Origin of the sequence: Roseovarius sp. BRH_c41 (genome assembly GCF_000961715.1) — a bacterium.
Taxonomy (GTDB): domain Bacteria; phylum Pseudomonadota; class Alphaproteobacteria; order Rhodobacterales; family Rhodobacteraceae; genus Roseovarius.
This window is the reverse complement of sequence record NZ_LADY01000021.1, coordinates 62,455-75,865: the sequence shown is the minus strand read 5'-3', so window position 1 is coordinate 75,865 and position 13,411 is coordinate 62,455. Positions and strand designations below refer to the sequence as shown.

Below are 13,411 nucleotides of genomic sequence, written 5' to 3'. Positions count from 1 at the left end.
GTATCTCGTTTCTTGCCCCGAATAATTGTTCCAAGCCTTCTTTTATATGAGTGTTTACGCCAGCCGTATCGTGGGATGAGCAGGTTTTTACTTGGAAGGCCCGGTTATATGTTTTTAATTTCTTAACTACTTCAACCGCTATGTCGGCCATTTCTTTATTTGACAAAGGATCCTTCCCAATCTGGTTTCGGCCCTTTTCCATTTGTTTTACTGCAAGATCAGCCTCGGCCTTATACCCTCTAATTTTTGAGAATATGTCCACTAGATTTCTTTCTGTTCGTTCTGCCGTTTCTCTTGCTAGGTTTGCCGCATTTGGTAATCCGCTATTGCCATATTTCTCAATCTTATCAAAATTGACCCTAAGGTCTCTCAGCGTTTTAATCATTGCATCTATTCTGTTTCTTGGATCTTGCATGGCGAATATTAATCTCCAAAACTTTGGGTCGTCGGGTCGGTTATCTTCCTCAGTGCCCTGTCTTGCTTTACCCGCTTGAACTACCGTTTAACACAAAGTTTGCCCCTTCTGGCGCGTCGGTCAACAGTTCGCTTGGCATTTGTCTGAGAGTAACAGGGGATTTAGCGCGATCGTGAGTACGCATTTCTCGCCATCGTTGGTGGTATTTCATGCTTCTGGACAGGCTGGCGGAGGAGAAAATGGGCAAGCCCTTAACGGCGCGGTGAAAAGTGTTTGCTCGGGAATCTTACGTTCGTACGCGTTCTTCGGTTAGGTTGAGCCTTAGGGCGCGTTATAGACGAGCCTACCATGTATCGTGTCGGCCAGCATGAAGTCGCAATTGGCCTTATACCTCTGTTTGAATGGCCGATTCCGGACCAGCTTACCAAAGATGCTGCCAATGCGGCGAATTCACTCTTCCCACCTTTTTGACAATGGCGCGGAGGGAACTAGCTCTGATGAGAACAGGCCGCAAATGGTTGGCACCAATCTACTCACCTTTAGCATCGTGCCCTGTCCTTCAGTTCAGTAATGCCTCGCTCCAACTGTCCCGACTTCCTTCGGCACCTTCCTCCTGCCCCACCACGTTGCCGCAACCACCATTGGCCGTGTGGGCGTTCAGCCCTCCGAAACCCTGACGTTGACCGGCAATCTGTCGGTTTTGCTTTCGCCCTCATTCTCGGCCGCAATGAGCGTGATGATTTTGATGCTGGTGCTATCGTCCGTACCACTCTCCGGCAGGCGCAGTCTGGCGCGGGCCGAGGGGCTCAACCCGAGTTCCGCCATGAAACGCCCCATGATCTCCAGCTGCTTGTTGGCGACCGTGAGCCAGGGCGATTGCTGGACATAGCCCGAGGGCGTCTTGATCAGCGGTGGCCCCTTGGCGAGATGCTCCTCGGCCTCCACCCAGCGTGCCCAGGCCTGACAATAGGCCGCCAGTGCGGCGCGGTCGGTCACCGACAGCACACCCATCCGGTAGAGCGGGGTCGCCAGCCGACGCCATTCCTTGCGCGCCACCTTGGAAAGATGGTCCGGACACCGCGGCAGCGCCTTTGGCGGGATCGGCTCCATCTCCCCTGCCCTGCTTCGGCCCATCACGCCGGGTCTGGGTTTCCTACCTCTCATGCGCTTCACTCTCCGGGGTATCCGCAGCAATCTGCGCACAGGGCTCAGCCATCCCGATCCGTTGCCTCTGCGCGGCAATCTTGTCCATCAGCCATGAAAGGGCATCACGTGCGTTGGACGGATCGGTTGTGGCAGACGCCTCGGGCGTGGCCGTCTCCCGCCACCCGGCTTGTGTCTTGAGATAAAAGATTGCCGAAGTGGTGTCACCCGCGCGCGCCTTCTGGAGCAGCCCGTTGGCCACATGCGCGATCGCCTTGGCCTTGCCCCTTTTATACCGCTCGAGAACCTCCTCATCGCGCTCACAAATAGCCCGGAAAGTATTGCGCGCGATGCCGAAGTAATCTGCAATCTGGTCCTGGTTCAGAAGGGCAGCCAGCGTTTCCACCTCTCGGCATTGTTCCTCTGTCAAGAGTATCTGGGGGCGCGCCATCACCGGTCCTGCCCAGCATGCTTTGCCGTCCCAACGCGGTTAAATATCCGCCGAAGCAGATAGCCGCGAGCGAGTGAGACCGCGACGAAGGCCGCGCTGATCCGCAGGTTGTCCTGCAGGGTGACGCTCACCCCGACCGCCGGGAAGACCGCAAGCTGCGTGGCAAGCGCCAGCAGATAACCGACCACCACATTGGTGCCAGCCTCGATCAGGGACAGGCGACGGCCTTGGCTCATGCTGCGGCCCGTTCAACCGAGAGATCGCCAAAGCTGCGACCGTCGGCCTCAAGATGCGCTGTCTCGCCGGTGAACTGCTCCCATCGCTGCACAATCACGTCCACATAGGCTGGATCCAGCTCCATGGCATGGCATGCCCTTCCCGTGGTCTCGGCTGCAATCATCGTCGTACCTGATCCGCAGAATGGCTCATAGATCGCCTGACCCGGGCTGGAGTTGTTGAGGATCGGCCGCCGCATGCATTCGACCGGCTTTTGCGTGCCATGCACAGTGGCTGCATCCTGATCGCGGTTCGGGATTGACCACAGCGTCGACTGCTTGCGATCCCCGGACCAATGCCCCGTGCCGCGCACCGCATACCAGCAGGGTTCGTGCTGCCAGTGATAATGGCCGCGCGAGAGCACCAGCCGGTCCTTGGCCCAGATGATCTGGCTGCGGATCTCGAACCCGGACGCGTTGAGGCTTTCGGCCACGGTGGTGGCGTGCAGTGCGCCGTGCCAGACATAGGCCACGTCGCCAGGAAAGAGCGCCCAGGCCGCGCGCCAGTCCGCACGGTCATCGTTGAGCACCTTGCCGGTGCGTTCGGTCTTTGCTGCGCCAACATCGTTGCGCCAGGCGGGATCGTACTCCACGCCATAGGGCGGATCCGTCACCATCAGATGCGGTTTGATCCCATCCAGAAGCCGGGTTACGTCCACCTCCGACGTTGCATCACCGCAGAGCAGCCGGTGGGAGCCGAGGCACCACAGATCGCCGCGGCGGGAGACCGGATCAACGGGCGGCTCGGGTGTTTCCTCTTCGCGTGGATCACCCTGAGCATGGTTGAGCAGCGCGTCGAGTTCCGCGCCCTCAAAGCCGATCCCGGCCAGATCCACGCCCAGCTCGTCAAGATCGGTCAGCTCCAGCGCCAGCAGGTCCCGATCCCATCCGGCCTGTTCGGCCAGCCGGTTGTCGGCAAGAATGTAGGCCCGCTTCTGCGCCTCGCTCAGATGGGCCAGTTCGATCACCGGCACCCGGTCCAGACCCAGCTTGCGCGCCGCCAGCACCCGGCCATGCCCCGCGATGATGCCGTTCGCGCCATCGACCAGCACCGGGTTGTTGAACCCAAACTCCCGGATCGAGCCCGCGATCCGCGCCACCTGCGCCTCGCTGTGGCTGCGCGCGTTATTGGCATAGGGGATCAAATCGGCCACCGCACGCTGTTCGATGGATCGGGCCCCTGCCCCAGCCCTAGTATCCGTATTTGCTGTCTTGCGCCCTGCCATGACCCCCGCCTTGGATTAGCTGCGCCAATTGCGCGGCTTTGCAGGAAATATATCAAAGAGAGTAATGCATTGTAATCATGACATTAAATGACAAACAACGACAGGTACCGACAATCTGAAAGGAGGGTGAGAAATCCACCAACGCGAGAATAGCCAGACTTAGCGAACGATCCTCGACCTGCTGGGAAAAGGCGCACAATCATGAGCGTCAAACGAATTTGGCGTCGTCGAATAAGCAAATAATCCAGTCGAGATACTGAACAAGCCTGAGCCAAAGAGAGCTGTCACATTTGACCGTTACGGTCAGTTTGGAGGCAGTGGATACTGGCGTGTATTCTCCAGAAGAATTCACCGCACGTGTGCCAACGCCATTCGGCGCAGCTATAGCGCACGCAGTCTTTACAGACGGCAATGCGCAGGAAGCAGGCTTTGCAAAGTTGGGGCCGTTTCCCAATAGCAGCCTTTCGTGTCGTGTGCGACGAAAGTCGGGTGAGAGCCCATTTTGTCGAATGCTGCGCTTGATACGAACGCCTGCAAAAGAGCCCTTCGCCAATAAATGGCGAAGGGCGTTGGTTTGTCAGAGAGCCTTGCGGAAGATCACTTTGTCATCCCCCGCAGCCCAGAAATCTCGGATACGCGCTTCTTCATTGTAGCCGTTCTGAGCGTAGAACTTCCGTGTCAGTAAAAAGTCATCGGTTCCCGACGTATCGACGATAAGAATGCGCTGGTGCTTGCTGCGAAGGTGCTGCTCGACAGCAGTCACCAGCTCGGTTCCCAAGCGCTTGCCTTGAAGATCAGGTCGAACCGCGAGCGCGAGCATGTTCCACGTCCCGTCCGCCATCTCCTCGGGCACGGTGTAGCACAGTCCTACGGCCTCGCCATTGAGATGGCACGTCAACCAAAATGCCTCGGTTTCTGCGGCGAGGACAGGTGCAAGCATGTCGGGCAGCATCTCACTTGGAAATAGCCCCGTCTGGTCAACTACGTCTTGTAGAGCCGATACATCAGCGTTTGTCGTTGGTTTAATCATTGGTTTTGTCATTGTTCGTTCCTTTAGCGATTGTCATATTGAGCGTTTACGGAACCGAGCCCAAGCCGCGTTGCACGGTAGGGGTGTTCGTTTGCTGATTTGATGAACCGCCTCTTTTTGAGGCGATCAAAGAGCCGCAGACCGCAATCGGCCAGAACATGGCCGTCGCGCGTAAAGCAGCGGATGTCGCATATCTTGCCGTTCGAACGGCGCTCGAAGTGGATGGCTCCACCCTGCGCCAGAACGTGCAAAACACACTGTTCGCGTTTTGAGATATTCAACAGATTGTCTCTTGAGTTTACGTCAGCCTAAAAGGCTCCCGGCACTACGCGCGGAAGTCTCTTGGTTCAATTCGGTCCAATCTCGTGGACCTTAGCGGCGGGCCGCAATCGTAGACATAAAATCTCCATCGCCCTGCTTGAACGCCGAGCGTGCTCATCGAATACATCACGCGCATGATCCAAGCAAGCAGACCTTCGGTACGTGACGGCGAACGGCAGCAAGGTCCGCATTTTACCAGTTCGCGACGCGCGCAGCGAAGGTCAGCTAACGCAAATTCACGTATGGGCGCGTATGGGGACGTGAGCCCGCTTCGGCTGGAAGAGACCTGCAGAAACTACAGCATTCCACTCTGGCAGTCATGACAGAAGTAGGTACGTGACGGCCATATGCAGCTGAGGGAATGAACATGTGCTACTGAACAAAACCAGGAACAGTAGGGCCAAATCGGCATCGGCGAAAACAGATGCAACAGATGTTACGTATCATTTCATTAAGCCATCCGCGCGCGCGTGAGGGATACAACGTTCTTATCTGTTGCATCTGTTGCATCTGTTGCATCGCGGTCTGCAAAAACACTTACTTGCTCATTGGCGGGAATGTTTGACACGCCATTCCCACCGGGATTTACTTGATCAGCATTGGCGAGGGGGCGATGAGCTTATGGGACACACGACGCTCGGCGTTCTGCCAAAAACGCGCTACTGGAACGAGGTAGCGGACCTTCTTGCAGGAACCGCACCCCACAATGCTATTTTTGCAGCCAGTGCGCAGGCGGCAGAAAAGGACCTTCTTCAAGCCACGGACGACCCGGTTTTCATCGAAGCCGTAAGACTGCTTTTAGCAATCCCAGCCGCGGCACGCGCGCAGGATTTTGGGAACGCTCTGAGGGAACAGAACTTACTCGTCCCGGACCGACCCGGGTTGCTGGATCTTATATCGGCAACGACCCGGCGCTTGGATCAGGTGCGCGCAGCTGGAGGAGGTCGAAGCGATCTTGGTGAACTGGCAGCCCGTGCCCTTTCGAAGACACTCACGACTTCAATCGGTGACACCCTACCTGGGCTCTTCGACGCGACGCCGGACGATGTGCTGACAACAGCGCGCAAACTCTCCTGGAACAAAAGCGTTTCAGAGTACACCAGATGCTTTTTTGGCAGTCTTGTTGCTGGATCTCTATCCTACTGGCTCGACCGAACCCTCGACCGACATATCGGAGACGGGCATCGGTTTACCGATGTGGCGGCGAGAAATGCATTCCAATCCGATCTCGATCAATTTGCGTGGGAGTCCACCCGTATCATTCGCGAATTTTCCGGCGGATGGTATGGTAAGACCCTTTACAGGGATGGCGGCTTCAACTCGGTCGAGGCAGCACGCTTTGGCAGCGTCGCGCTGAAGAAGATCGTCGATGACCTCAGGACGCGGCAGGTGCGGCGTGGCTGAGGCAGTGATTAAGGTCGATGGCAGGCAAGACCCGTTGGTCGTGCGGCTTGATGGCCCAAAGCGCACGTTTCACCTGCAAACCGATCCTATCCGCACGAAGTTATGCGCGGAACTTGACCCATTAAATGAAGATTTGCTTGAGATCGCAGCAACGGTCTTTGCCGCGGACGGCGCCGTAAAACGGGGCGGGGAGACCCGTCAAAGAATGGGCCAAGGCTGGCATCGCTCGTTTGATTTTCAGATCCCTGTGCGCAACCCTACATTCTGGAATCGCAAGGAAGTGATGCAAGCTCTCGTTGACGCTGTGAGCTTTCTTACAGATGACCATCTAAGCTTTACGTTCTCGCAAAAGGCGGAGTGCACCGCTTTGGAGCCGTTCCTTGATCTCGCCCCGGATGGCGCAGCATTCGATGCAGAGGAGGTCATCTTGTTCTCGGGCGGTCTGGATTCTTTTGCCGGGGCCCTAGAGGCGTTGTCCACATCCTCGAAGAAGGTCATCCTGCTCACCCACCGATCTGCGCAAAAGGCCATCTCTCGACAAGTCAAGCTTGGTGAGTATCTGGCGCATAGGTTCGAAGGGCGCGTCTTGCACATCCATGTTCTGGCTCGTCGGGTCGGCCAAGAGGCAAGTGACTCCTCGCAACGTTCAAGGTCCTTTTTATTTGCCGCTCTCGGGCAATTGGTGGCCAAGTCATTCGGAGCACAACGTCTGAGTTTCTATGAAAACGGCGTGATCAGTCACAACCTTCCGATCAGCTCACAAGTTGTGGGCACAATGGCGACGCGAACAACACACCCCCTGTCTCTACGTAAGCTGAACGCGCTCATGAAACATCTAGGGCCAGACCATGTGTCGATCGAAAACCAATACTGCTGGCTGACCAAGCGCGACGTGGTCGAACGAATAGCTCAACACAACGGTACGGCGCAGATCCCCATAAGCGTCAGTTGCACCAGCATCCGCGAACAGACCACACTACACACGCATTGTGGTGCGTGTTCACAGTGTCTCGACAGACGCTTTGCCCTTCTGGCAGCTGGTCTCGGAAGTTATGATTTTGCCACCGACTATGCGACCGACGTCCTCTATGATCCACGCTATAATCTGCAATCACAGACGATAGCTGTCGAATGGACCCGCCACGCCTTGAGTTTATGCACTGGCGATCAGCGAGCTTTTCTGATGGCATTCGGTACCGAGTTTGCGAGGATCGCTGATGGTCACCCCGAGCAATCGAAGCAATCGGTTCTTGATCAATCTGTCGCAATGCATATGCGCCATGGCAAGAATGTCGAGCAGGTTCTGGAGGGGGTTCTACGCGAGCGGCTTCGCGATATCCTTCATGGCAAACTACCGGGGACGTCACTCGTCGCTCTCATTATTGGGCAGCGAAGAGAAGGGCTAAACCCTTCCCTTACTACCCCCCCAGCGGTCGAGACCCGACTGCCAGAAACTAAGCCAGAAGATGAAGTTGATCTGGTTCTTAATCCTGAGGATCCGTTGCGGGTCGTATTCGCAAATGAAGATGGTTCCCCGGTTGTCAATATCCGTGGACTTTGTGTTCTGACCGGCCCTCCGGCCATCGTACCCACCGATTTGAAACCGACATTCTTGGAGGACCTGATCACTCTCCGGTCACCGAGCGATTACCGCTATGTTGCTTCAGGAACGCTGGCCGCAAGGCAAAGCAAGCCAAAGAGCACCATTCGGCAACAGGTGAAGCGCTGCCGGCATATAATCAGTGAGAGCTACAAGCTGTTGCATGGCGAAGAACTGGCTTCAGACAGATTCATCCAGACGAGATCGCCTCAAGGCTACAGACTCGCACCTTCAATCGTCCTGATTGACGAAGAATCATAGAGTAGCCAAGTTGGTACACTGATGACCTCTCGTAATGGCGTGTCACGTCGCAGAGTGCTTTTGTCACGTCGTAGCCCCTTGACTTACCCAAATTGACTACGGTCCTCGTGATTGTTGTCACGTGAGGATCAAATCTTGTCACGTCACAACAGGAGAATTCACGCATCAGCAAATCTATCCTGAGGGCATACCTGCAAACCGCAAGGGCAGCCCAATGCGCAATCAGAATGACATACCGATAAGCGAAAGACCAACATCGAGCTTTGTCACCGAAGCGGTGCTTGCGGATCATTGGGACATTTCATCTCGCACTCTTCAGAGATGGCGCAGCCTGCTGAAGGGGCCTGAGTTCAGCATAATCGGTGGCTCCGTCCGGTACCGCGTCCAGGATATCCTTGATTACGAAAATCGCCATCGTAGCAGCGCTGGAAGTCTCCAATGACCTGCGATCCCAGGCAGTCTTCACCACCCGTTATCGATCCTGATGTCATCGCGATCTATTGCGACGCAGTTTTTCGATATGTTGACGGATTCGTTCCAGTTCGGATCCTGTCCGAAACTGGCATGGCGCGGCAAAACCCTTATCAATCCTTTCCGGACATCGCGCAACTTCCCGGCTTCTTGATGTCCAAGGCGGCCACGGCGGCCGATCAAGGCTGCGGCGTCTATGTCGTGCCGTGCACTGTTGGACCGGACAAATCGGCCCGTGCCAAAAACATCTTGGAAACCTGTGTGATCGTCATCGATCTGGATAAAGGTGACATCAATGGCAAGCGTGCGCATGCTGTCCATCATCTGGGCAAACCATCACTCGAAATCGCTTCTGGCGGCATAACCGATGCCGGACAGCAAAAGTGCCATCTCTACTGGCGCCTCACCGAGGCGGCATCCGGTTCCGATCTCGAGCGGGTTCGTGGCCTGCGCGAGAATCTTGCAATCAAGCTTGGTGGAGACACTGCCTTCAAAACCCTTGCGCAGCCCATCCGCGTGGCCGGAACCATCCATGGCAAGAATGGCGTCAAAGCTCTCGTGCGCATTATCGAAAGCGACGACTGCGACTACGATTTGGAAGAGTTGGCGGAGGCTGTCCGCGAAATGCCCTCCTTGGTATCGCCTCAGATCAGCTCAGGCGGTACATATCATACCGCGCCGAGCCCAACCACAATGGACCTTGCGACACGTCAGATTCACTCTGGTGCGGTGGATGATATAACCCGCTTCGAGGCCCTGTCGAAAGTGATGGGACACTGGATCCGGAATGCTAGGCGACGGGCTTGCACACTGGACGAGGCATGGCGCGCAACATGTGATCATAACGAGGCAATGATTGTCCCGCCTTGGGGTGAAGATCGGCTTGATCGTGAATTCAAAGCCCTGCTGCAATTGGACATCAGGAAAAATGGGCCAATGCCATCTATGAATCGCGATTCCAGCCGAGAGGTTGTCGCGCCCGAGCAGAGCGAAGATGCCATTGCCGACCTCTATGCTCACCAACACGGAGCAAATTGGAAGCATGTCGCACAGTGGGGTGCCTGGTTCCATTGGACCGGTCAGGTCTGGACGCGCGACATGACCGGCGGGGCGCGCGAACTCGCCCGCATGATCTGTCGTGCTGCTGCCGCTGACTGTGATCGACCAGCTGAGGCCCGCCGCATCGCCAGCGACCGGACGATTGCAGCCAGCCTACGTATTGTCACCTGCGACCCGCGCATTGCCACGCAGGCCTCTGACTGGGACGCACACCCAATGCTGCTCAACACGCCCTCGGGCATGATTGATCTGGAAACCGGTGAAATCCTTCCGCAAAGCGCAGAGCTCATGTTGACCCAGATGACGAACGCCTCCGCAAAAGGCAATTGCCCTCGATGGCTAACGTTCCTCGACGAGATCACCGGCGCAAACAAGGCTCTGGCATCTTATCTCCGCCGACTGGCAGGTTACTGCCTGACCGGCTCGACGCAGGAGCAGAGCTTTGCGTTTTTGCATGGCGACGGCGCCAACGGCAAATCGGTATTTCTTAGCACGATTGCCCATGTTCTCGGTGACTATGCCGCGACTGCAACGCTTGACACTTTCATGTCAACACGTGGCACGCGCCACCTCACGGAACTGGCTGGTCTCCGCGCCGCACGCCTCGTAGTGGTTCCAGAGACGGAACAGGGCCACAGCTGGGCCGAAGGCCGCATAAAGAGCGTTACTGGCGGTGAAAAAGTCCGGGCCAACTTCATGCGACAGGACCACTTCGAGTTCACGCCACAATTCAAACTTGTCATCGCAGGCAATCACCGCCCTCAACTCTCAGGATGTGGGGAGGCCATGCGGCGGCGCCTGCATCTCGTTCCATTTGATATCACAATTCCTGCTGAAAAGCGCGATCTGCTGCTCGTGGATAAGCTAAAAGACGAACGTGATGGCATTCTTCGTTGGATGCTTGATGGATGCACGGACTGGCAGCGCATGGGCCTAGCACCGCCGGAATGTATTCTCACTGCGGCCAGACAGTACTTTGAGGATGAAGATCTGGTCGGACAGTGGATCGCTGAGTGCTGCAATCAGGGGACTGAGCTTCGTGCATCCTCAAAAGCGCTTTTCTCGAACTGGAAATCATGGGCCGAACAAACAGGCTGTGCGGTTGGATCAATCAAGTCGCTTGGAGAAGCTTTGCGGCAGCGCGGCTTTCGACCTGCAACTGTTGCTAGAGGACGGGGGTGGAGTGGCTTGTGCCTGCGTCATGACATGAACACCGATAAGGCGCTCCAATGAACCGATCACTGTTTTGTAGCGGGAACGCGCTGAATCCATGCCACCTCAAGCCCCTCGAACGCCGTGCTGAACTCTGCCGCATTCTGGCGCTTGGGCTGGTCCGGCTGCACATGAGAGACGCAGACCAAGTATCTGCGAAGGATGGAGAATTTCCGCTACACAACTCGCCCGACCAGAGCGCTCATGCAACCACCTCAAAACGGAGATTAGCATGACCGATCCCATCCCTGCCCGCCTGGCGGCGCTGAAGACCACCCCAACACCTGAGTTAAAGCAGCAATGGCGCGCGTTGTTCGACAGCGAGCCACCGCCATTCAATCGTCGGTATCTCGAAAGCCGGTTGGCCTATCGCATTCAAGAACTGGCCTATGGCGGGCTGAAGCCCGAAACGATCCGGCGGCTGGAACGGCTTGGCGAAGAACTGGACGGAGGTGATCGCAAGAAAAGCCGGATCCGCGCCGATCTGATGCCCATCACCGGCACGCGGTTGATCCGCGAATGGCAGGGTGTCGAGCAGATCGTCACGGTCACTTCTGACGGTTTCAACTGGCAGGGACGGCCCTACAAGTCGCTCTCTGCCATTGCCCGCGCGATCACCGGCACGCGCTGGAACGGCTGGGTGTTCTTTGGCCTGAAAAACCTCCGGAGGGGCGCATGACCAAACCCATTGTCAGAAAACTGCGCTGCGCCGTCTACACCCGGAAATCCTCCGAAGAAGGGCTGGAGCAGGAGTTCAACAGCCTGCACGCCCAAAGGGAGGCCTGCGAGGCTTACATCGCCAGCCAGCGCTCCGAGGGCTGGGTGCTGGTCCGCGATCAGTATGATGACGGTGGCGTATCCGGCGGCACGTTGGAGCGTCCCGGCTTGAAACGGCTGCTGACTGATATCGAAGACGGGCTGGTCGATGTCGTCGTCGTTTACAAGATCGACCGCCTGTCGCGCTCGCTGATGGATTTTTCCAAGCTGGTCGAGGTCTTTGACCGAAACGGCGTGACCTTCGTCTCCGTCACCCAGTCGTTCAATACCACCACGTCGATGGGTCGGCTGACGCTGAACATCCTGCTGTCCTTCGCCCAGTTCGAGCGCGAGGTCACAGCCGAGCGCATCCGCGACAAGGTCGCTGCCTCTCGCCGGAAGGGCATGTGGATGGGCGGGGTGCCGCCCTACGGCTATCGCGTCGGGAATCGGAAACTGGTGGTCGACGAAGAAGCCGCAACGCATGTGCGCTGGATTTACGACCGCTTTCTTGAGATCGGGTCCTGCACGGAACTGGCGCGGGAGGTCGGCACGAGGAACCTCCGGACGCCGCGCGGCAACCGGATCGACAAGAAATACATCTACCGGATGCTCAGCAACCGCGCCTACATCGGCGAGGCGGTCCACAAGGGCGCCAGCTACCCCGGCGAGCACGATGCCATCATCGACCGCGAGACGTGGGACCGTGTCCATGCGATCCTGCAGGAGAGCCCCCGGAAGCGCGCCGCCCGCACACGGGCAGACACGCCTGCGCTGCTGAAGGGGCTGCTGTTCGGACCCGATGGTGCCGCGTTCTCGCCGACCCACACCCGCAAGGGCGGCAAGCTTTACCGATACTATGTCAGCCAGACGGTTTTGAAGCACGGTGCAGGATCATGCCCGGTAAGCCGTGTTCCGGCGGGCGAAATTGAAACCGCCGTCATCGACCAGCTCCGCGCTGTGTTCCGTCAGCCCGAGATTGTGGCGGGCACATGGAAGGCGGCACGCACGCAGGATGGTGAGGTCACTGAAGCCGATGCCGGTGACGCACTGACCCGCCTCGATCCGCTCTGGGACGAACTCTTCCCCGCCGAGCAGGCCCGCATTCTGGCGCTGCTGGTCGAGCGCGTTGACATCGGCATAGACGGCCTGAAGGTGCGGCTCCGTGTCGACGGCCTCGGCGGCCTCGCCCGCGAAATGCTGACCGGCGACATCGGAGAGGCTGCATGACACGCGGTACGCCGATCCCCGAGACCATCACGCTGCACATCCCGTTCCGCCGCGTGAAGCGTGGCGGCCGCAAGGAAATGCAGTTGCCGGATGGGGCATCTGGGCACAGCAAGATGGACAACACTTTGATCAAGGCGCTGGCGCGGGCGTTCCGCTGGAAGCGCATGCTGGAAACTGGCGAGTTCGCCACAATCGCAGAAATGGCGGAGCGCCAAGGGATCGCACCCTCTTACATGACGCGTGTGCTGCGCCTGACCCAGCTCGCGCCCGACATCGTCGAAGCGATCCTAAACGGGAAGCAGGGACCAAAGGACCTCACATTGGCCCGGATGCTTGAGCCGTTTCCTGCGATCTGGATGAAGCAGAGGGAACTGTTCGAATGATTAAACCCACCCTAAGCCGCCACTCAAAGTGAAATCCAATGCCACGACGCAGCTAACCAAAGCGGACGTCTAGAGCTGTCTACAGGCCTAATCAGTTCGAGGTAACGGTAACTGAGAACTCCATCCCCCCAAATGAGATACTTGCAAACGGGCGATTTGGAAGTGCTTCGTCAG

13 protein-coding genes are annotated in these 13,411 nt (G+C 57.3%); 6 read left to right on the top strand and 7 right to left on the bottom strand.

Annotated elements, in window-relative coordinates; genetic code table 11:
* The 7 genes from VR71_RS24735 to VR71_RS06815 all read right to left on the bottom strand — a co-directional run.
* A partial coding sequence (locus VR71_RS24735) for a hypothetical protein (RefSeq protein WP_296430011.1) occupies positions 1 to 385 on the bottom strand: 385 nt, incomplete at its 3' end.
* Positions 386 to 1,072: 687 nt separating this feature from the next.
* The gene (locus VR71_RS06840; RefSeq protein WP_296430007.1) at positions 1,073 to 1,525 is read right to left on the bottom strand and encodes a phage terminase small subunit P27 family; all 453 of its coding nucleotides are present in this window, start codon (positions 1,523 to 1,525) and stop codon (positions 1,073 to 1,075) included.
* 43 nt (positions 1,526 to 1,568) lie between these two features.
* Positions 1,569 to 2,009 carry a hypothetical protein gene (locus VR71_RS06835; RefSeq protein WP_045682316.1) on the bottom strand — a complete coding sequence of 147 codons (441 nt, stop codon included), beginning with the start codon at positions 2,007 to 2,009 and terminating at the stop codon, positions 1,569 to 1,571.
* Entirely contained in the window at positions 2,009 to 2,245 is a 237-nt protein-coding gene (locus VR71_RS06830; RefSeq protein WP_045682314.1) for a hypothetical protein, read from the bottom strand. The genes VR71_RS06835 and VR71_RS06830 overlap by 1 nt, the downstream gene beginning before the upstream one ends.
* The gene (locus tag VR71_RS06825; protein WP_045682312.1) at positions 2,242 to 3,510 is read right to left on the bottom strand and encodes a DNA methyltransferase; all 1,269 of its coding nucleotides are present in this window, start codon (positions 3,508 to 3,510) and stop codon (positions 2,242 to 2,244) included. The genes VR71_RS06830 and VR71_RS06825 overlap by 4 nt, the downstream gene beginning before the upstream one ends.
* A 577-nt stretch (positions 3,511 to 4,087) precedes the next feature.
* A complete protein-coding gene (locus VR71_RS06820) occupies positions 4,088 to 4,552 on the bottom strand; it encodes a GNAT family N-acetyltransferase (protein ID WP_296430005.1) in 465 nt (154 codons plus the stop codon).
* Positions 4,553 to 4,563: 11 nt separating this feature from the next.
* Positions 4,564 to 4,821 carry a YjhX family toxin gene (locus tag VR71_RS06815; protein WP_045682308.1) on the bottom strand — a complete coding sequence of 86 codons (258 nt, stop codon included), beginning with the start codon at positions 4,819 to 4,821 and terminating at the stop codon, positions 4,564 to 4,566.
* 661 nt (positions 4,822 to 5,482) lie between these two features.
* Here VR71_RS06815 and VR71_RS06810 point away from each other — a divergent pair.
* The 6 genes from VR71_RS06810 (at position 5,483) to VR71_RS06785 (ending at position 13,237) form a co-directional block, all read left to right on the top strand.
* The gene (locus VR71_RS06810) at positions 5,483 to 6,265 is read left to right on the top strand and encodes a hypothetical protein (RefSeq protein ID WP_045682306.1); all 783 of its coding nucleotides are present in this window, start codon (positions 5,483 to 5,485) and stop codon (positions 6,263 to 6,265) included.
* Complete coding sequence (locus tag VR71_RS24730) at positions 6,231 to 8,126, top strand: hypothetical protein (RefSeq protein WP_296430003.1); 1,896 nt, start codon at positions 6,231 to 6,233, stop codon at positions 8,124 to 8,126. Before VR71_RS06810 ends, VR71_RS24730 begins: the two co-directional genes overlap by 35 nt.
* 438 nt (positions 8,127 to 8,564) lie before the next feature.
* Positions 8,565 to 10,889 carry a phage/plasmid primase, P4 family gene (locus VR71_RS24725; RefSeq protein ID WP_296430000.1) on the top strand — a complete coding sequence of 775 codons (2,325 nt, stop codon included), beginning with the start codon at positions 8,565 to 8,567 and terminating at the stop codon, positions 10,887 to 10,889.
* A gap of 205 nt (positions 10,890 to 11,094) precedes the next feature.
* Positions 11,095 to 11,547: a DUF2924 domain-containing protein gene (locus VR71_RS06795; RefSeq protein WP_045682304.1), complete on the top strand. Its 453-nt coding sequence runs from the start codon at positions 11,095 to 11,097 to the stop codon at positions 11,545 to 11,547.
* The gene (locus tag VR71_RS06790; RefSeq protein WP_045682302.1) at positions 11,544 to 12,854 is read left to right on the top strand and encodes a recombinase family protein; all 1,311 of its coding nucleotides are present in this window, start codon (positions 11,544 to 11,546) and stop codon (positions 12,852 to 12,854) included. The genes VR71_RS06795 and VR71_RS06790 overlap by 4 nt, the downstream gene beginning before the upstream one ends.
* The gene (locus VR71_RS06785) at positions 12,851 to 13,237 is read left to right on the top strand and encodes a bacteriophage-like protein (RefSeq protein ID WP_045682300.1); all 387 of its coding nucleotides are present in this window, start codon (positions 12,851 to 12,853) and stop codon (positions 13,235 to 13,237) included. Before VR71_RS06790 ends, VR71_RS06785 begins: the two co-directional genes overlap by 4 nt.
* The last annotated feature ends 174 nt before the right edge of the window (positions 13,238 to 13,411 follow it).